This is a genomic window from Streptosporangium sp. NBC_01810 (assembly GCF_035917355.1).
In the GTDB taxonomy this organism is placed as follows: Bacteria; Actinomycetota; Actinomycetes; order Streptosporangiales; family Streptosporangiaceae; genus Streptosporangium.
This window is the reverse complement of sequence record NZ_CP109070.1, coordinates 6,351,655-6,369,284: the sequence shown is the minus strand read 5'-3', so window position 1 is coordinate 6,369,284 and position 17,630 is coordinate 6,351,655. Positions and strand designations below refer to the sequence as shown.

Sequence of the window (17,630 nt, the reverse complement as noted above, 5' to 3'; positions counted from 1 at the left end):
TAGCCCTTCTGTTGCCATTTTGACTGGCATATCACTACTTTTCGATACCTTACACCTACTCAGAGTCACCAGTCGTACGCTCAGAGCATGCACGAGCAAGTGCTTTCGCGCAATCGCGTTCACGCGAAATCTTTAAGTAGGTTGTGCGTGCACGCACTGGAGGGCTTTGCCAAGCTGAGAGACCCAACGAGAGAGGTGCCGATGGCCATCAGCCCCACTGCTCGGCGTCGCCGACTCGGGATCGAACTACGGCGCCTGCGAGAAGCCGCCAGTCTCAACGGGACCGACGTGGCCGCTGCCCTGGGATGGTCCGGTACCAAGATCTCCCGGATCGAAACCGGACGGGTGAGCGTCCATCACGGCGATGTCAGCGACCTGCTTGACCACTACAAGGTCACCGACGACGGGCTTCGGCAAGAGCTGATCATGCTGGCACGCGAGTCCCGGCAGAAAGGCTGGTGGCACCGCCACCGCGACACCCTGAAGACCGGATTCGACTCCTACATCGGCCTTGAGGCCGACGCGGCGACGATCCGCACCTACGAGGCACAGGTCATCCCGGGTCTCCTGCAGACCGAGGCCTACACCCGAGCGGTTATGGGGGCGGCGGCCATGAATCCCAGCCAGCCTTACATTGAGAAGAAGGTCGGCGTTCGCCTTGCCCGCCAGCAGCTCCTGACGCGGGATGCTCCGGTCCATCTGCACGCGGTGCTCGACCAGGCGGTATTGATGCGCGAGGTGGGCGGAGCGACGACGATGAGCGATCAGCTGGCCTTCCTGCTACAGCGAAGCGAGCTGCCGAACATCACGATCCAGGTGCTGCCCCTCGAACGGGGAGCCCACCCAGCCATGGACGGTCCTTTTGTCATCCTGGAGTTCCCCGACCCTGCGGATCCGGCCCTCGTCTATATCGAACAGGCCGTCAGTGGTCTGGTCCTCGAAGAAGCCGAAGAGCTCGCGAAATATACCTGGATGTTCAATAATCTAATCACCCGGTCGCTCACCGCCGAAGAGTCTGCCACCCTCATCTCCTCCATGATCGATTAATGGCATCGTGCTTACCGAGAAAGGAGCGTGGGATGGCCCCAAACGGAGATCCTCCCCATATCGCATGGCGTAAGAGCAGCTACAGCACCGATGGCGGCAACTGCGTGGAAGTAGCTCGTGCAGGCAACCGTTACCTCGTCCGCGACTCCAAGAATCCCCATGGCGCCACACTTTCCTTCTCCCCGGGCGACTGGACCGCCTTCCTCGGCCGCGTCAAGACTGGAGACTTCGACACACATCCCTGACCGTGTGACGGGTTGGGGAGGGTCTCCAGATGTAAAGGGGAACACGGGTGTCCCAGCACTCCCTGGCCAACGCCATATGGCGCAAGAGCAGCCTCAGTGGCAACGGCGGTGCCGACTGTGTCGAGGTCGCCGCCAACCTCCCCGGCATCGCGGCCGTTCGTGACAGCAAGGACCCTTTGGGGCCAGCGTTGGTCTTCTCACCTGACGGGTGGCGAACCTTCATCGAAGGTGTCAAGGATGGTGAGTTCGACCGCCTGGGCTGATCGGGGCGTCTATCTGGGCAGGTCGCCGAGGTCGATGGTGATGGGGAAGGGCACCGGGACGGTCAGGCGGTCGTGGTGGATGCCGGTCAGGCTGTACGCGCGGGTGGCGGGGTCGAGTTCGTAGACGTGGGCGGCGGGGGAGCCGTTGTTGTTCTCCACCCGCCAGAAGTGTGGGATGCCCGCCTCGGCGTAGCGGAACGGTTTGGTCTTGCGGTCGCGGTCCTCGGACTCGGGCGAGACCACCTCGACGGCGAGGTGCACCTCGCCGGGGGTGTAGAACGTCCGGGCGTCGTCATCGGCGGCCTCCGTGTCGACGACCACGATGTCGGGGCAGGGGCGCATCCGGTGGCCGAGCTTGACGTCCATCCGGTTCACGACCGCGAGGCGCTCGGGGGAACGGGCTTTCAGGCCGATTACCAGACCGGCGAGGACGCGCTGGTGGAAGCGTGTCTGGGGAGCGGCGAAGACGAGGGCTCCGTCGATCAGCTCGGCACGCTCGAAGAAACCGGGTTCACCGTTGGGACCCTCGGAAAGACGGTCGAGGTCGTCGGCGTTCCAACCCTCCGGGGGTGGAGCAGGCCAGTGGTCGAGTGCGGCACCCATGCGGGTCACTGTAATTCCGGACCTGTGGTGACCGGACTGCTTCAGGGAGCTTTCACCTCGGCCTGGACGGGGGTAGGGGTCGTGGTGGGCGTACGGGGACGGGTGCCGGTGTAGAGGATGCCGGAGATGGTCAGGGCGGCGGCGATCACTGTCGGCCCGGCTAACGCGACGGCCATGCCGGTGACAGGTGGCCATCGTCGTTTTCGGCGATATTTCAGTACAGGTGAGAATTTCCGGCATCTGTCGTTTAGGGTTGCTTACATGTTGGATCTCAACCGGCTCAAGGCGCTGCACGCGGTCTCCGTCTACGGATCGGTGGGCGCGGCGGCCGAGGCGCTCATGGTCACCCCCTCCGCGGTCTCCCAGCAGCTGGCCAAGCTGGAGCGGGAGACCGGCGCGACCCTGCTGGAGCGCAACGGGCGCGGGGTGCGGCTGACCGACGCGGCGGGGCTGCTCGCCGACCACGCCGAGCGCATCCTCGCGCTGGTCGAGACGGCGGAGGCCGACTTCGAGGCGCTGCGCGGGGAGGTCGTGGGGCGGCTGGGCATCGGCGCCTTCCCCACGGCGGCCAGGGGGCTGATGCCCGCCGCGCTGGCCCTCCTGCGCACCCGCCACCCCGACCTGCGTCTCCAGCTCATGGAACGCGAGCCGGAGCGGCAGATCCGCGAGGTGGCCAGGGGAGAGCTCGACCTCGCGGTGATCCAGGACTGGATGAACCGCCCGATGGCGATCCCCGAGGGACTGTCCCGGGCGACGCTCCTCGACGACATCGCCGACGCGATCCTGCCCGCGTCCCACCCGCTGGCGGGCCGCGCCGAGATCGAGCTGTCCGAGCTGTCCGGGGAGCAGTGGATCAGCTCCTCACCCGGCACGATCTGCCATGACTGGCTGGTCTACACGCTGCGCTCGGCGGAGCTGGAGCCGGACATCACCTGCATGGCGGATGAGTATCCCACCCAGCTGGCTCTCGTCTCGGCCGGGCAGGGATGCGCGATCATCCCCCGGCTGGGCCGCGACTTCGTCCCCTCCGGGGTGCGGGTCGTCCCGATCAGGTCGCGTCCGACCCGCAGGCTCTACGCGCTCTGGCGCAGCGACGCCGCCCGCCGCCCGGCGATCCGCGCCGCGGTCGAGGCGCTGAAGGCCGTCTCCGCCGAGTTCCACGGTCCCATGTCCGACCACCCCACCGGGCCGGCGGCACCCCCGGTGACCGCTAGCTGAGGGCGATCGTCACCACGCCGCCGACGATGACGCAGGCGGCCAGGAGCCGCCTGGTCAGGTCGCCCTCGGCCAGCAACCTGCCGCCGAGCAGCACCGCGACGAGCACGCTGACCTCCCGTACCGGGGCCACCGCGCTGATCGGAGAGAAGGTGAACGCGGTCAGCGCCAGCAGGTAGGAGAGCGGCATCAGCACCGCCGCACCAAGCACCCGCGTCCGCTGCTCGCGCCAGATGGGCAGGATCAGGCTCCGGCGGCGGCCGCCGAGCACCGGCGCGGTCAGCACGAGGGTGCGGCCGAGGTCGCCGAAGTAGTTGAGCATGATCGGCGCGACCGGGGTCCAGACCGCCGTGGACGCGGCGGCCACCATCCAGACGAAGACGACGCCGTCGGCGTCGGCCGCCTGCTTGCTCAGCAGGTTCCAGCAGGCGTGGGCGACGGCCGAGGTGAGGATGAGGGCGAGGGCGAACAGGCTCACGGGGGGACCCTTCCGGACCGCCGGACCGCGGAACCTTAGCCGCAAACGCCCCAGACCCTACTCACTTTCGCCACGCGTTCCCAGTGGTCCACCTGACCGGCTGCGGGACCGTACCTGTGGGTAGGCTGGCGACACCATGGCTGAGACCACCGTCGTTCACCTCCTGCGCCACGGTGAGGTGCACAATCCCGCTAACGTCCTGTATGGCAGGCTTCCCGACTACCACCTCTCCGACAACGGTGTGCAGATGGCGGAGACGGTGGCCAAGGCGGTCGCCGGTCGCGACGTCACCGCGCTGTTCTCCTCCCCGCTGGAGCGCGCCCAGGAGACCGCCGCCCCGCTCGCCGCGACCTTCCACCTGGACGTCACGCTCGACGAGCGGCTGATCGAGGCCGAGAACATCTTCGAGGGTCTCCCCGTCGGCGGAGGCGACGGCGTCTTCCGTAACCCGCGTTTCTACCGCTACCTGTGGAACCCGCTCCGCCCCTCCTGGGGAGAGCGCTACACCCACCTGCTCAGCCGGATGAGCGGTGCGATCAACGCCGCTCGCAGGGCGGCGCGCGGTCATGAGGCGATCATGGTGAGCCATCAGCTCCCGATCTGGACCATCCGGCTCGCCGCCGAGGGCAGGCGCCTGCCGCACGACCCGCGCCGCAGGCAGTGCGGTCTCGCCAGCCTCACCAGCTTCGCCTTCGAGGGAGACCGTCTGATCAGCGTGGGGTACAGCGAGCCCGCGGCGGCGCTCGTCAAACGCCCCACTGTGCCGGGCGCCTGACCCCGCCGGTACAGTGATTGCTCTACCGGTTGTAGTACAGGGAGCCTCCGTCACTCATGCGCGCACAATCCTTTGCTGCCGTCGCGCTGCTCATCGCAGTGGCCGGATGCGCCGGAAACCAGGGGTCTCAGCCGCAGACCGGCGACACCCGCTTCGTGGCGGGCGACGGCAAGATCACCCTGTTCCAGGCCGCCGACCGCAAGGTCGCGCCGCCCGTTGAGGGGGAGACCCTCGACGGGGGCACCGCGACGCTCGCCGCGCACAAGGGCAAGGTCGTGGTGCTCAACTTCTGGGCCTCCTGGTGCGCGCCCTGCCGGGCCGAGGCGCCGGTGCTCAAGGACATCTCCGCCAAGACGAAGGCGGACGGCGTGGAGTTCCTCGGCATCGACTTCAAGGACCGTAAGGCCGACGCGCTCGCCTTCGAACGGAGCCAAAAGCCCGGCTACCCGAGCATCTTCGACCAGCCGGGCAAGGTCGCGCTCTCCTTCCAGGGCACCGTCCCGCCCGCGGCCATTCCCTCCACGCTGATCATCGACCGCCAGGGCAGGATCGCCGCCAGGGCACTCGGCGCGGTCAAGTACAACGACCTCCTCGACGCCCTGACCAAGGTCGGTAATGAGAGATAACGGCTCCGGGCGACGGCTGGGCCCGCGATGATCGCCGACCTCATGAGCACCGTCGCGAGTGGTTCGCTGGCGCTGGCGCTGCCGATAGCGGTCGCGGCCGGACTGGTGTCGTTCCTGTCGCCGTGCGTGCTGCCGCTCGTGCCCGGCTACCTGTCGTACGTGACCGGCATGAGCGCCGACCCCAGGCGGGGGCGCATGGTCGCGGGCATCGTGCTGTTCGTCCTCGGTTTCGCCGCCGTGTTCGTGGCCGGAGGTGCGCTCTTCGGCGGGCTCGGCGCGGTGCTGTTCGGCAACGCGGGGATCATCACCCGGGTGCTGGGCGCCCTGACGATCGTGCTCGGCCTGGCCTTCATGGGGGTCGTCCCCGGCCTGCAGCGTGACTTCCGCATCCACCGGCTCCCCGCCGCGGGCCTGGCGGGGGCGCCCCTGCTCGGCCTGGTGTTCGGCCTCGGCTGGACCCCCTGCATCGGCCCCACCCTCGCGGTCGTGCTCACCCTCGGCCTGAACGAGGGGAGCGCCGGTCGCGGCGCGCTACTCGCCTTCGCGTACGCGCTCGGCCTCGGCCTGCCGTTCGTGGTGGCAGGGCTGGCGTACAGCAGGGCCCTCCGGACGTTCAAGGCGGTACGCCGGCACTCGCAGCTGATCACGCGGGCGGGCGGCGTGATGCTGGTCGTCGTCGGCGTCCTGCTCGTCACCGGGCTCTGGGAGCAGCTCGTCGCGATGATCCAGGGCTGGGTCGGCGGATTCGAGCCGGTGATCTGATGGGGCACATCGACCCCGGGACGGGAGAGCGAGCGGTGGCCGAGCCGCAGACGGAGACGGTGGCCGCGAGCAGTCACGAGGCCAACGGGACGAGCGGGAGGAGCGGGAAGAACGCGGGACGGGGGTCCGTGGGGATCGGGTTCGTCGGCTGGGCGCGCTGGTTCTGGCGGACGCTCACCTCGATGCGGATCGCGCTGATCCTGCTGTTCCTGTTCGCCCTGGCGTCCATTCCAGGCTCGATCTGGCCGCAGCGCGGCGTCTCCGACGCCAAGGTCTTCCAGTACTTCGAGGACAGCCCCCAGCTCGCCGAGTGGCTGGACAGGTTCTGGCTGTTCGACGTGTTCAAGGCGCCCTGGTTCGCCGCGATCTATCTTCTGCTCTTCCTGTCCCTGATCGGCTGCGTGCTCCCCCGTACCGCGACCCACCTGCGGGAGCTGCGCAGGAAGCCGCCCGCGGCGCCGCGCAACCTGGGCAGGTTGCCGCAGCACGCCTCCTTCGAGGCCCCGCTGACCGTCGAGGAGGCCGCCGCCAGGCTGCGTGCCAAGCGGTTCCGGGTGACCACGGGGCCCGGCTGGGTCGCCGCGGAGAAGGGCTACCTGCGCGAGACCGGCAACCTGCTGTTCCACGTGGCCCTGCTCGGCCTGCTCATCGCGGTCGGGATCGGCACGCTCTACGGCTACCGGGGCAACGTGCTGGTCGTGGAGGGGGAGGGGTTCGCCAACACGGTCGCGGCCTACGACCGCTACATGCCGGGGCAGCAGGTGAACGCCGAGTCGCTGGAGCCGTTCTCCTTCACGGTCGAGGACTTCCAGGCGAGCTACATCGCGAAGGGCGAGAAGACCGGGCAGCCCCTCGACTTCGAGGCCAGGCTCAAGGTCGAGGACGCCCCCGGCGCCCCCGCGCGCGACTACGTCCTCAAGGTCAACGAGCCGCTGAACGTCAACGGCACGCAGAGCTACCTGATCGACCACGGCTACGCGCCGACCTTCAGGATCACCGACGGCAAGGGCCAGGTCGCCTTCGACGGGCCGGTGCCCTGCCTGGTCGTCCAGCCCGCCAACTTCACCTCCGAGTGCGTGATCAAGGTCCCGGACGCGCAGCCGGAGCAGCTCGGCATCCTGATCGGCTTCCTGCCGACGACGGTCCCGGCGGGCTCGGAGTGGGTGTCGGTCTTCCCCGGCGCCGCCAACCCCACGGCCCAGGTCTACGGTGCATTCGCCGGCGACCTGGGCCTGAAGGACGGCCGGCCGCAGTCGGTCTACGAGCTCGACCCGGCGAGTCTGAAGAAGATGAAGCCGCTGGTCATGAAGGCGGACCCGCTGGCGGTCAACGAGAGGCTAACGCTCCCGGGCGGCATGGGCTCCATCGAGTTCACCGGCGTCAGGGAGTGGATCGCCCTGCAGATCACCTACGATCCCGGCCGGATACCGGCGTTCGCCGCCTCGGTCCTCGCCGTGGTCGGCCTCGTGCTGACCCTGACCGTCCGTCGCCGCAGGGTGTGGGTACGGATCCACGGCGAGGCCGGTCGGCCCGAGGGGGAGAGCCGGCGGGTCGAGGTGGGTGGTCTCACCCGTACCGAGGGTGGCGATTTCGGCGAGGAGTTCACCGAGATCGTCTCCGTTTTGAACCCAGGAATTCCCAACCCAGGAGTTAAGGATGCCCGTTGAGGTCGATGCCGGCCTCGCCACCTTGAGCGATCAGCTCATCTTGGCGACGGTGCTGCTCTACGTCTTCGCAATGATCGCCTATGCCCTCGACCTGGCCTTCAGCCGGTCCGCGGCGGCGCAGGACCGTGCTGCGGAGCGGCCCGCGCTCGCCACCGTCGGTGCCGGCGCTGCCCCGGGAGCATCGGAGTCCGCCCCGGCGGAGGATGAGGGTCCGGTGGACCGGACGCCCTCCGCCCGGGCGGCGCGGGCGGGGATGGTGGCCGTCGGGCTGAGCTGGCTCGGCTGGGCCGCCAACCTCGGGTCCCTCCTCACCCGCGGCCTGGCCGTGGACCGGTGGCCGTGGGGCAACATGTACGAGTTCGTGGTCGCCATGTGCTTCGCGGCGGTGAGCGCGTTCCTGTTCATGAACCTCCGCTACCGGGTCCGCTTCCTCGGCGCGTTCGTCATGGTCACGGCGGCTCTCGGGCTCGGCTTCGCCGTCCGGTACCTGGAGGTGCAGGCCGGTCCGGTGGTGCCCGCGCTCAACACCTACTGGGTCCTGATCCACGTGTCGGCGGCGATCGTCGCCAGCGGCCTGTTCCTGATGGCCGGGATCGCCGGCATCCTCTACCTGGTCAGGAAGGACACCGCGGTCCTGCTGCCGCCCCGGCCGCAGTTGGAGCGGGTCGCGCATCGGGCCATCGTGATCGGCTTCCCGATCTGGACCTTCGCCGTCATCGCCGGGTCGCTCTGGGCGGACAAGGCCTGGGGTCGCTATTGGGGCTGGGACCCGAAGGAGATCTGGGCCTTCATCACCTGGATCGTCTACGCCGCCTACCTGCACGCCAAGGCCACCGCGGGCTGGAAGGGCAAGGCCGCCACGATCGTGCAGCTCGTCGCCTGCGCCTGCCTGCTGTTCAACCTGGTCGGGGTGAACATCTTCGTGGGAGGCCTGCACTCCTACGCAGAGGTTCCCTGAGTTCGGCGCCGCGCCTCCCGCTGACCGGCCGCATCGGCCGGTCAGTCGTCGTTCGTCCGGTCAGTCCTCGTCGCGCAGCCGGCGGTCGAGGTCCTTGAGGAAGTCGGGGTCGTCGTCGGGGCCCTTCGGGGCCTCGGGACGCGGTGGTGTGTCCTCTGCCAGGAGTGAGCGGGGCGCCCTGGGGCCGTTCGGCCGGCCAAGCAGCAGCCAGAAGAGCCCTCCGATGGTCGGCAGCAGCACCACGATGAGCACCCAGAGGAGCTTGGGCAGGTTTCTGGACTCCTCGTCGGGTGTGGTGATGGCGTCGAACAGACAGTAGAGCCAGAAGGCGAGTATCGCCAGACCGACAAGCAGGGGCATGCCCGAACTGTAAGCCATTGTGAGCCCCGCTGCGGTCAGCCCTCGGTTGCGGATGACTGGCGAGGGCTCACACGGTTAACGTAGAGCCCGTTGGCACTTCCCCAGGGGGTGTGATGGCACAATCGGGCGACAAGGGCCGCCATCGGCGGCGGTGGTGGCAGCGAGGTCCGGCCACACGTGCGGAGAGTGCTGTCAGGGAGGCTCCGCGTGAGGTTCCCCGCGAGGTTCCCCGCGAGGCGGAGCGCCGGGTCGGGACGGTCACGGCCCCGGTGGTCGACCGCCCGCAGTACACCTGGAAGGACTTCGAGCTCGACGACGGGCGTCCCCGGGCACAACCCAACTCTCCTGACACTCCGGATCTGGGTGACGGCCTGCGCCACTGCGGGCGCCTGGAGCGCATTCTGCACCGGCAGTGGGACTCGCGGTGGGAGATCCCGCCGCCGGAGGTCGTGCGGGCGGTGGAGAGCCTGGCCAGGTTGCCCGAGCTGCTGAAGGACAAGCTGGCCGATGGTCTCGACGGCATCTACGTCGGCGCGGGCGGGGTGCCCGATCTGGACGACATGGGGTACCTGCGCGGTGCGCCGCTTCCCTCGGGCCGGGCGACCTGGGACGTCTGCGCGGGAGCGTACGGCGATCGCAAGATCGTGGTGGGGGATCGGCCCTCGCCCACCCCCGATGTGATGATGCACGAGGTCGGGCACGCTCTGGACGATGTGGACGCCTCCCACGGTGACTGGGTCTCCGACTGCCCGGAGTTCGCCGCCCTCTACGCCCAGTGCGTTCCCAAGCTGGCCTCGGGGTTCCATCTGCAGTCGGGCGACCTGGGCCGCAAGGAGTTCTTCGCCGACGCCTTCTCGGCGATCGTTTCCCGGCAGCGCCCCGCGCTGGTCGACATGCTGGGTGGCGACACGAGGATGGCGCTCAACGTCATGTTGTTCTTCAACCGGCGCTACGGAATCTAGGTGATCTGGGATGTACGTCGTCAGGCTCGCTGACGGTACTCTGCGCGTTCCGCAGACCCTGGCCGGCGACGACGGGCGCCTGATCGGCAACGCCTATGTCGAGGTGTCTCCGGGGGATCCGGACTACGACCGCTGGCTGGCCGAGTCGCTCACCGAGGAGGAGTGGGCCGAGCGGCGGCGGCGCTGGTTGGAGGAGAACGACGACCTGGAGCGGGAGTTCCTGGCTTTCAAGGCCGAGCAGGAGACCTAGACGGGTTCAGGTACGGGCTTGGTCACCGTCCGCGTCGTGTGAGGTTTCACACGACTCCACGGTGACCCTGCGGCTTCCGGGTAAGGCGCGCAGGATCACCGATGGTGTGACGTCCTAAGTCGTCAGACGCGCGGGGACTCGCCTGCCGGCCGTTCGGCCGTCAAGACGTCCTCTCCACGCAGAAGGGCGTGCACTTCCGACTCGCGGAAACGCCGGTGCCCTCCGGGGGTACGGATGCTGCTGATGCGGCCTGCCGCGGCCCAGCGTGTAACCGTCTTTGGGTCGACCCGGAAGAGGGCGGCAACCTCTCCGGGCGTCAGCAGACGCTCGCTGCTACTCTCCACAATCTCTCCCCCTCGCATCCCGCTTCCTGCCAGCGGGCGGACAGGTAACCAGTGTGCCGAGCGAAGCCTGATTTATCCGTGGTTTTCAACAAAGATCACGGGTTGTTATCTACTGCCTGCCCGATTGTTATATGATAGAGCCTCTTTGGGACTCTCGTGGGTGTTTCTTTACGAAACTGGCCTGTTGTGAACACTAGCAGCGCTCGCAGACGATGCGAAGAGTGTTCGTGCAACCACCGCGGTCATGCTCGGGTGAGCGGAGTGACGTAGCCTCGACGTTGTGCATCCTGTCATCGTTTACACCGCGTCCCGGGTCGGTCTACTCGCCGTAAGCCTGGGAGTGCTCTATATCCTCGGCCTGCGTCAGCCCCTGTTCCTGCTGGTCGCCGCATTCCTGGTCAGTGGTGTGGCCAGTTATGTCCTGCTGTCAAAGCAGAGGGACGCGGTAAGCGAGCGAATCACTAAGAATCGGGAGTGATCGGCAAGGGGAACATGCCGACTCGGGCATGGTACTCGTGACCAAGCCGGGTTGTGTCACTACCAACGAGTAATCCGCCGGGGTGTGCCAGGAATGCCTTGACTCCGATTCCACGATCCCGCGTCGGGTTCCATGTCATGGCCTTGCCGGTGCGGGGGTGGATCGCTCCGATCCCCGGGCGCGCCACCGCTCCCGGCCCGGCCGAGTCATGGCCGAGCGGATTGTCCAGCCAGCGCTGGTGGCCGCCGACGTAGACCGCCGCCCCCGTCGCCGCCACGGCGTACAGCGAGTCACCCCCGGTGTGGTTCACCCAGGTCGGTCGAACCTCGCCGCGAGCGCCGGTCTCGAAGCGCGCGGCCGTGTCGCACATCCTGTCCCGTCCCCCGGGGCCGCCGGTCGTGACGACGGCGAGGTAGCTCCCGTCGGGGGCGAAGTCCAGGCCTCGCAGGTAGCCGGGAAAGTCGGCCATGCACCTGCCCCGGTAGGCGCCGGTCCGCCAGGGCGCGACAGTGGCCGGTGATGCGGCGACGTCGATCAGGCCGAGTTGCGGGCGTGACAGGCCGTCGAGGGTGGCGAAGTCGCCGCCGACGGCCAGCCTGCCGTGGCTGAGGGAGAGCGCGTGGACCCTGACCCTTCCTCCCCTGGGCTCGTCCGGCCTGATCGCGAAGGTCGGGTCGACCGAGCCGGTGACGGCGTCCAGCCTGGCCAGCGCCGTACGGGCGGCGGGGCCGACGCCGGTGAAGTCGCCGCCGACGTAGAGGTGGCGGCCGAGCCTGGCCAGGCTGGTGACCGTTCCGCCGCGGACCTGGGCGCCGAAGCGGGCCACCGGGGATCCGTCGGACAGCCGGAGCAGGGCCAGACCCCGCGTCCGCGTCCTGCCGGTCGCGGTGAACCGGCCGCCCACGTAGACGGTGTCGTGGACCCCCGCCGCCAGGGCCCGCACCGGGCGGTCGAGACGCGGTGCGAAACCGGGCAGCACCCGCCCGGTGGCCAGGTCGTAGGCGAAAAGGTTGTCCCGCGACAGCACCCTCGTGCTCCGGGCCTCGCGCACCTCGCCGAACGAGCCTCCGACCACCACCGTGCCGCCCACCAGCGCGATGGCGTTGACGATCCCGTCGAGCACGTGGGGAGTGGTGTTCACCGGATCGGTCAGCACGACCCTGCTGTGCTCCGTGGTGCCGGCGGTGGCGATTCCGGGAGGGACCAGGATCAGGGTCGTGGCTAGCAGGTAAGCGGTTCTGGCAAACATTCGACAATTTTTAGCATGCTCTGGGTAATCGAATGACTACTTTCCGTGGATTGTCGGGGCGGGCCTAGGCTTGGTGTCATGACGCGCGCTTCTCTGGACAAGCAGCCGCATGAGGTCGCCGCGATGTTCGATCGCACGGCCCGGCGGTACGACCTTGTCAACGACGTTATATCCCTGGGCCAGGTCCGGCTGTGGCGTAAGGCGACCGCCGCGGCCGTCGACGCGGGCCCCGGCGAGCTGGTCCTCGACCTCGGTGCGGGCACCGGTACGTCCACCGACTCGTTCACCTCGCTGGGCGCTCGCGCCATCGCCTCCGACTTCTCGCTCGGCATGCTGAGCACCGGGGTCAGGCGGAGGGGTGGCTCGGGCGTTTCCGGAGGGGGAGTGCGGGGTGTCAGCTTCATCGCGGGTGACGCGCTGCGGCTGCCCTTCGCCGACGACGTGTTCGACGCGGTGACGATCTCCACGGCGCTGCGCAACGTGCAGGACACCGGCCAGGCGCTGCGCGAGATGTGTCGGGTGGCCAAGCCGGGTGCGCGCCTGGTGATCCTGGAGTTCTCGCACCCGACGCCGAGGTCCTTCGACCTCGTATACTCGCAGTACCTGATGAGGCTGATGCCGCGGGCGGCCAAGCTCTTCGGTTCCAACGACGACTCCTACGAGTATCTGGCGGAGTCGATCAGGGCCTGGCCGGACCAGGCGGGGCTGGCGAAGATCATTCAGGAAGCGGGCTGGGAACGGGTCGCCTGGCGCAATCTCTCGCTGGGCATCGTGGCCATCCACCGTGCGTATAAGCCCGCGTAGAAGATTGGCGGGCGATAGCAGTACCCACCTGACACTTTGCCCCGCAAAGGCGTTAGACTTCGGGCCGACAAGTTTGTGAAGCCCTTCACAAAGGATCGAAAAGGCCCCTTACCCCGAGGCCCCCAGAGCTTTGTAGGACAGGACAGGTCCCGTGACCGTGCCAGCCGCCAGACAGCGGAATGTCGCTGAGGCTGACGCCGACGTCATCGTCGTCGGCGCCGGGCCCGCCGGTTCGACAACCGCTTTTCATCTCGCGCAGGCCGGACTTGACGTCCTGCTGCTCGAGAAGACCACCTTCCCCCGTGAGAAAGTCTGCGGCGACGGGCTGACGCCCCGAGCGGTCAAGCAGCTCATCGCCATGGGGATCGACGTCGACGCCCCCGGGTGGGTCCGTAACAAGGGCCTGCGCGTGGTCGGCGGCGGGATGCGTTTCGAACTCGACTGGCCGGAGCTGGCGAGCTACCCGGACTTCGGCCTGGTCCGCACCCGCCAGGACTTCGACGAGATCCTGGCCGGCAACGCGGTCAGGGCGGGTGCCCGCCTGCTGCAGGGGGTCAACGTCACGGCCCCGATCCTGGACGACCGCAGCGGGCACATCGTCGGCGTCCTCGCCAAGCAGAACGGCGAGGAGGTCGCCTACCGCTCCAGGCTGGTGGTCGCCGCCGACGGGAACTCCACCCGGATCTCCCTGGCGATGGGGCTGCACAAGCGCGAGGACCGCCCGATGGGCGTCGCGGTGCGGACGTATTTCAAGAGCCCCCGCCATGACGACGACTACCTGGAGACCTGGCTGGAGCTGTGGGACGGCGACACCCTGCTGCCCGGCTACGGCTGGATCTTCGGCGTCGGCGACGGCACGTCCAATGTGGGCCTCGGGCTGCTGAACACCAGCGACTCCTTCAAGGGCATGGACTACCGAGACCTGCTCAAGCGCTGGGTGAAGGGCATGCCGGCCGAGTGGGGCTATGTCGAGGAGAACATGACGGCCCCCATCAGGGGCGCCGCGCTGCCGATGGCCTTCAACCGCCAGCCGCACTACACGCGGGGTCTGGTGCTGGTGGGCGACGCCGGCGGGATGATCAACCCGTTCAACGGCGAGGGCATCGCGTACGCGATGGAGAGTGGCCACGTCGCGGCCGAGATGATCGTCCAGGCGCTGGGCAGGGTCACCCCCGCCCAGCGGGAACGTGTGCTGCGGGCCTACCCGCATACACTGAAGGACGCCTACGGCGGCTACTTCACCCTTGGCCGTGGCTTCGTCGAGCTCATCGGGCACCGCGGTGTGATGAACTTCGCCACGCGTCACGCGCTGCCGCACCCCCGCTTGATGAGGTTCGCCCTCAAACTCCTTGCTAATCTCACCGACCGGCGGGGTGATGCGTCGGACCGCATCATCAACGCCCTGTCGAAGGTGGCGCCACCGGCATGAGCTCAACGAACGCCGAACACCTGGGACTCAGGGCGATGATCGCCCTGCCTGGACTTTCGAAATACACCAACATGCAGAGCTACGCGCCGGCGCGCGTGGAGATGGGAGAGGAGGCGTAGCGATGGAGCTGTACGCACCCATCCTGGTGCTCGCCGTTCTCGCGGCGGGATTTGCGATCTTCTCGGTGACGATCGCCCCCTTCACCGGTCCCAAGCGCTGGAACCGCGCGAAACTCGACGCCTACGAATGCGGTATCGAGCCGACGCCCCAGCCCGTGGGAGGAGGCCGTTTCCCGCTGAAGTACATGATCACCGCGATGCTGTTCATCGTGTTCGACATCGAGATCATCTTCCTCTATCCGTGGGCTGTCGCGTTCGACCAGCTCGGGATGTTCGGGCTGGTCGAGATGATGCTGTTCATCGTCACCGTGCTCGTGGCCTACACGTACGTGTGGCGCCGCAAGGGTCTGGACTGGGACTAGATATGGGACTTGAAGAGAAACTTCCGAGCGGGTTCATGCTCAGCACGGTCGAGCAGGTCGCCGGCTGGGCACGTAAGAACTCCGTCTGGCCGGCCACCTTCGGTCTTGCCTGCTGTGCCATCGAGCTGATGTCCACCGGTGGTCCCAAGCACGACCTGGCGCGCTTCGGCATGGAGCGCGCTTCGGCGTCTCCGCGCCAGGCCGACCTGATGATCGTGGCGGGCCGGCTGTCGCAGAAGATGGCCCCGGTGCTGCGCCAGATCTACGACCAGATGGCCGAGCCCAAGTGGGTCATCGCCATGGGCGTCTGCGCCTCCAGCGGCGGCATGTTCAACAACTACGCGATCGTGCAGGGCGTCGACCACGTGGTCCCCGTCGACATCTACCTGCCCGGCTGCCCGCCGAGGCCCGAGATGCTCATCGACGCGATCGTCAAGCTACACGACAAGATCCAGAACACGAAGTTCGGCGCGCACCGCGCCAAGCAGATCGACGAGCTCGAACTGCGGGCACTACGGACGTTGCCGCTGATCGACCAGGGAACCGCGAAATGAGAAGCGAAACCCACGCGGCGAACGAGGAGCGGTAGGCGACCGACATGAGCACTGAAAACCTCCCGGAGGTCCCGGAGGAGCCCATCGCCCGCCTGGGCATGTTCGGCACCTCGGGTACCGGAGACACCTCGGGCTACGGCCGCCTCGTCGTGCGGCGCAAGCCAGAGCTCTCCACCCCCCGCCCGTACGGCGGTTACTTCGACACCGTCGCCGACGAGCTGGAGCGCGCCCTCGGCGGCGACTTCGCCGACGCGGTGGAGCGCGTGGTCGTCGACCGCGGCGAGCTGACCTTCCACGTCAGGCGCGAGCGCCTGCTCGACGTCGTCAGGGCGCTGCGTGACGACGCCGCCCTGCGCTTCGAGCTCTCGCTCGGCGTGTCCGGTGTGCACTACCCCCACCTGGCGGGTCAGGAGCTGCACGCGGTGATCCACCTGTGCTCGATCACGCACAACCGCCGCCTGCGCGTCGAGGTCTCCTGCCCCGACGACGACCGGCACATTCCCTCCACGGTCTCCGTCTACCCGACGCACGACTGGCACGAGCGCGAGACCTGGGACTTCTTCGGCATCGTCTTCGACGGACACCCGGCGCTGACCCGCATCATGATGCCCGACGACTGGGACGGCCACCCCCAGCGCAAGGACTACCCGCTCGGCGGCATCCCGGTCGAGTACCGCGGCGCCGAGATTCCCGCGCCGGACCAGAGGAGGTCTTACACGTGAGCACCTTTAACGAGGAGGCCGCCGAGGGCACGGTCTACACCGTCTCCGGCAACGACTGGTCGGAACTGCTCGAAACCCTCACCGGCCAGCAGGACGAGCAGCTCGTCATCAACATGGGGCCCCAGCACCCGTCCACGCACGGCGTGCTCCGCCTGATCCTGAACCTGGACGGCGAGACGGTCACCGAGGCGCGCACGGTCATCGGCTACCTGCACACCGGCATCGAGAAGAACCTCGAGTTCCGGACGTGGACCCAGGGGACGACGTTCGTCACCCGGATGGACTACCTGGCGCCGATCTTCAACGAGACCGCCTACTGCATGGGCGTCGAGAGGCTGCTGGGCATCACCGACCGGGTCCCCGAGCGGGCCCAGGCCATCCGGGTGATGATGATGGAGCTCACCCGGATCTCCTCGCACATGGTGGCCATCGGCACCTTCGGCATGGAGCTGGGCGCGACCACGCCGTTCCTCTTCGGGTCCCGCGAGCGCGAGATGGTGCTCGACGTGATGGAGTACATCACCGGCCTGCGGATGAACATGGCCTACGTCCGGCCCGGCGGCGTCTCCGTCGACCTGCCGGCCGGCGCCGTCGACAAGGTCGGCGAGCTGCTCAAGGTCATGCCGGGGCGCATCAAGGACATGCGCAAGATGCTCGACGCGAACCCGGTCTACCTGGCCCGGACCAAGGACGTCGCCTACCTCGATCTCACCGGCTGCATGGCGCTGGGCGTCACCGGCCCGATGCTGCGGGCCGCGGGCCTGCCGTGGGACCTGCGCAAGTCACAGCCCTACTGCGGCTACGAGACCTACGAGTTCGACGTCCCGACGGAGAAGACCGCCGACGTCTACGGCCGCTACCTGGTACGGGTGGCCGAGATGGAGGAGTCGCTCAAGATCATTGAGCAGGCTCTCGACCGTCTCTCGGGGCCGCTCAAGGGCGGCCGGGTGATGGTCGACGACAAGAAGATCGGCTGGCCCGCGCAGCTCGCGCTCGGCCCCGACGGCCTGGGCAACTCGCCCGACCACATCGCGCACATCATGAGCGGCTCCATGGAGGCGCTGATCCACCACTTCAAGCTGGTGACCGAGGGCTTCAGGGTCCCGGCGGGGCAGGCGTACGCCTCGGTCGAGTCGCCCCGTGGCGAGCTCGGCGCCCACGTGGTCAGCGACGGGGGCACCCGCCCCTACCGCGTGCACTTCCGCGATCCGTCCTTCACGAACCTGCAGGCCATGCCCGCGACGTGCGAGGGCGGCATGGTCGCCGACGTCATCTCGGCGGTGGCCTCGATCGACCCGGTGATGGGAGGCGTCGACCGATGAGCACGCCCGACGAGAGAGCGGTTGCCGGCGGTGCGC

Annotated in this window: 25 protein-coding genes; 19 read left to right on the top strand and 6 right to left on the bottom strand. The window is 68.1% G+C overall.

Features of this window, described 5'->3' with window-relative positions; all coding sequences use genetic code 11:
- Window positions 1–87 precede the first annotated feature (87 nt).
- The 3 genes from OIE13_RS28445 to OIE13_RS28435 are packed head-to-tail and all read left to right on the top strand — an operon-like array spanning window position 88 to window position 1,555.
- Complete coding sequence (locus tag OIE13_RS28445; protein ID WP_326828951.1) at window positions 88–1,047, top strand: helix-turn-helix domain-containing protein; 960 nt, start codon at window positions 88–90, stop codon at window positions 1,045–1,047.
- Window positions 1,047–1,292 carry a DUF397 domain-containing protein gene (locus tag OIE13_RS28440; RefSeq protein WP_326828950.1) on the top strand — a complete coding sequence of 82 codons (246 nt, stop codon included), beginning with the start codon at window positions 1,047–1,049 and terminating at the stop codon, window positions 1,290–1,292. Before OIE13_RS28445 ends, OIE13_RS28440 begins: the two co-directional genes overlap by 1 nt.
- 47 nt (window positions 1,293–1,339) lie before the next feature.
- On the top strand, window positions 1,340–1,555 hold the full coding sequence (locus OIE13_RS28435; protein ID WP_326646806.1) for a DUF397 domain-containing protein: 216 nt from the start codon (window positions 1,340–1,342) through the stop codon (window positions 1,553–1,555).
- A 9-nt stretch (window positions 1,556–1,564) separates the two neighbouring features.
- Here OIE13_RS28435 and OIE13_RS28430 read toward each other — a convergent pair whose 3' ends face one another.
- Window positions 1,565–2,158, bottom strand: coding sequence for a Uma2 family endonuclease (locus OIE13_RS28430; protein ID WP_326646807.1), 594 nt, complete (start codon window positions 2,156–2,158; stop codon window positions 1,565–1,567).
- Window positions 2,159–2,199: 41 nt separating this feature from the next.
- Window positions 2,200–2,334 (bottom strand): hypothetical protein, encoded by a 135-nt coding sequence (locus OIE13_RS28425; protein WP_326646808.1) that lies wholly within the window; start codon window positions 2,332–2,334, stop codon window positions 2,200–2,202.
- A gap of 85 nt (window positions 2,335–2,419) precedes the next feature.
- Between OIE13_RS28425 and OIE13_RS28420 the strand changes: the two genes are divergently transcribed.
- On the top strand, window positions 2,420–3,376 hold the full coding sequence (locus tag OIE13_RS28420) for a LysR family transcriptional regulator (RefSeq protein WP_326646809.1): 957 nt from the start codon (window positions 2,420–2,422) through the stop codon (window positions 3,374–3,376).
- Here the strand turns inward: OIE13_RS28420 and OIE13_RS28415 are convergent.
- Entirely contained in the window at window positions 3,369–3,851 is a 483-nt protein-coding gene (locus tag OIE13_RS28415) for a hypothetical protein (protein WP_326828949.1), read from the bottom strand. The genes OIE13_RS28420 and OIE13_RS28415 overlap by 8 nt on opposite strands.
- A gap of 136 nt (window positions 3,852–3,987) precedes the next feature.
- Between OIE13_RS28415 and OIE13_RS28410 the strand changes: the two genes are divergently transcribed.
- From OIE13_RS28410 to ccsB, 5 genes are read left to right on the top strand one after another with little or no spacing between them, the layout of a single operon-like run.
- The gene (locus OIE13_RS28410; RefSeq protein WP_326646811.1) at window positions 3,988–4,626 is read left to right on the top strand and encodes a histidine phosphatase family protein; all 639 of its coding nucleotides are present in this window, start codon (window positions 3,988–3,990) and stop codon (window positions 4,624–4,626) included.
- A gap of 56 nt (window positions 4,627–4,682) precedes the next feature.
- Window positions 4,683–5,252 carry a TlpA family protein disulfide reductase gene (locus OIE13_RS28405; RefSeq protein WP_326646812.1) on the top strand — a complete coding sequence of 190 codons (570 nt, stop codon included), beginning with the start codon at window positions 4,683–4,685 and terminating at the stop codon, window positions 5,250–5,252.
- A 42-nt stretch (window positions 5,253–5,294) separates the two neighbouring features.
- Window positions 5,295–6,014, top strand: coding sequence for a cytochrome c biogenesis CcdA family protein (locus OIE13_RS28400; RefSeq protein WP_442811704.1), 720 nt, complete (start codon window positions 5,295–5,297; stop codon window positions 6,012–6,014).
- Entirely contained in the window at window positions 6,014–7,681 is a 1,668-nt protein-coding gene (resB, locus tag OIE13_RS28395) for a cytochrome c biogenesis protein ResB (RefSeq protein ID WP_326828948.1), read from the top strand. Before OIE13_RS28400 ends, resB begins: the two co-directional genes overlap by 1 nt.
- Window positions 7,671–8,639, top strand: a complete 969-nt coding sequence (ccsB, locus tag OIE13_RS28390; RefSeq protein WP_326646815.1) for a c-type cytochrome biogenesis protein CcsB — start codon at window positions 7,671–7,673, stop codon at window positions 8,637–8,639. The genes resB and ccsB overlap by 11 nt, the downstream gene beginning before the upstream one ends.
- Window positions 8,640–8,699: 60 nt before the next feature.
- On the opposite strand, the gene OIE13_RS28385 is transcribed toward ccsB, so the two are convergent.
- On the bottom strand, window positions 8,700–8,999 hold the full coding sequence (locus OIE13_RS28385; protein WP_442811705.1) for a PLDc N-terminal domain-containing protein: 300 nt from the start codon (window positions 8,997–8,999) through the stop codon (window positions 8,700–8,702).
- A gap of 113 nt (window positions 9,000–9,112) precedes the next feature.
- On the opposite strand from OIE13_RS28385, the gene OIE13_RS28380 reads away from it, so the two are divergent.
- The gene (locus OIE13_RS28380; RefSeq protein WP_326646817.1) at window positions 9,113–9,961 is read left to right on the top strand and encodes a hypothetical protein; all 849 of its coding nucleotides are present in this window, start codon (window positions 9,113–9,115) and stop codon (window positions 9,959–9,961) included.
- 10 nt (window positions 9,962–9,971) lie between these two features.
- Complete coding sequence (locus tag OIE13_RS28375) at window positions 9,972–10,211, top strand: hypothetical protein (protein ID WP_326646818.1); 240 nt, start codon at window positions 9,972–9,974, stop codon at window positions 10,209–10,211.
- Window positions 10,212–10,333: 122 nt separating this feature from the next.
- Here the strand turns inward: OIE13_RS28375 and OIE13_RS28370 are convergent, their stop codons facing one another.
- Window positions 10,334–10,573 carry a BldC family transcriptional regulator gene (locus OIE13_RS28370; RefSeq protein ID WP_012887349.1) on the bottom strand — a complete coding sequence of 80 codons (240 nt, stop codon included), beginning with the start codon at window positions 10,571–10,573 and terminating at the stop codon, window positions 10,334–10,336.
- A 262-nt stretch (window positions 10,574–10,835) separates the two neighbouring features.
- Here OIE13_RS28370 and OIE13_RS28365 point away from each other — a divergent pair, with 262 nt between their 5' ends.
- Window positions 10,836–11,033: a DUF4229 domain-containing protein gene (locus tag OIE13_RS28365; RefSeq protein ID WP_326646819.1), complete on the top strand. Its 198-nt coding sequence runs from the start codon at window positions 10,836–10,838 to the stop codon at window positions 11,031–11,033.
- On the opposite strand, the gene OIE13_RS28360 is transcribed toward OIE13_RS28365, so the two are convergent.
- Window positions 11,017–12,282 carry a delta-60 repeat domain-containing protein gene (locus tag OIE13_RS28360; RefSeq protein ID WP_326646820.1) on the bottom strand — a complete coding sequence of 422 codons (1,266 nt, stop codon included), beginning with the start codon at window positions 12,280–12,282 and terminating at the stop codon, window positions 11,017–11,019. The genes OIE13_RS28365 and OIE13_RS28360 overlap by 17 nt on opposite strands.
- 78 nt (window positions 12,283–12,360) lie before the next feature.
- On the opposite strand from OIE13_RS28360, the gene OIE13_RS28355 reads away from it, so the two are divergent.
- The 7 genes from OIE13_RS28355 (at window position 12,361) to OIE13_RS28325 (ending at window position 17,594) form a co-directional block, all read left to right on the top strand.
- Window positions 12,361–13,086 (top strand): demethylmenaquinone methyltransferase, encoded by a 726-nt coding sequence (locus OIE13_RS28355; RefSeq protein ID WP_326646821.1) that lies wholly within the window; start codon window positions 12,361–12,363, stop codon window positions 13,084–13,086.
- Window positions 13,087–13,237: 151 nt separating this feature from the next.
- Window positions 13,238–14,515 (top strand): geranylgeranyl reductase family protein, encoded by a 1,278-nt coding sequence (locus tag OIE13_RS28350; protein WP_326646822.1) that lies wholly within the window; start codon window positions 13,238–13,240, stop codon window positions 14,513–14,515.
- A complete protein-coding gene (locus OIE13_RS28345) occupies window positions 14,512–14,634 on the top strand; it encodes a hypothetical protein (protein WP_326646823.1) in 123 nt (40 codons plus the stop codon). The genes OIE13_RS28350 and OIE13_RS28345 overlap by 4 nt, the downstream gene beginning before the upstream one ends.
- A gap of 2 nt (window positions 14,635–14,636) precedes the next feature.
- Entirely contained in the window at window positions 14,637–14,996 is a 360-nt protein-coding gene (locus tag OIE13_RS28340; protein WP_326646824.1) for an NADH-quinone oxidoreductase subunit A, read from the top strand.
- 2 nt (window positions 14,997–14,998) lie between these two features.
- A complete protein-coding gene (locus OIE13_RS28335) occupies window positions 14,999–15,550 on the top strand; it encodes a NuoB/complex I 20 kDa subunit family protein (RefSeq protein ID WP_326646826.1) in 552 nt (183 codons plus the stop codon).
- A gap of 44 nt (window positions 15,551–15,594) precedes the next feature.
- The gene (locus OIE13_RS28330; protein ID WP_030916692.1) at window positions 15,595–16,272 is read left to right on the top strand and encodes an NADH-quinone oxidoreductase subunit C; all 678 of its coding nucleotides are present in this window, start codon (window positions 15,595–15,597) and stop codon (window positions 16,270–16,272) included.
- Window positions 16,269–17,594: an NADH-quinone oxidoreductase subunit D gene (locus OIE13_RS28325; RefSeq protein WP_442811706.1), complete on the top strand. Its 1,326-nt coding sequence runs from the start codon at window positions 16,269–16,271 to the stop codon at window positions 17,592–17,594. Before OIE13_RS28330 ends, OIE13_RS28325 begins: the two co-directional genes overlap by 4 nt.
- The last annotated feature ends 36 nt before the right edge of the window (window positions 17,595–17,630 follow it).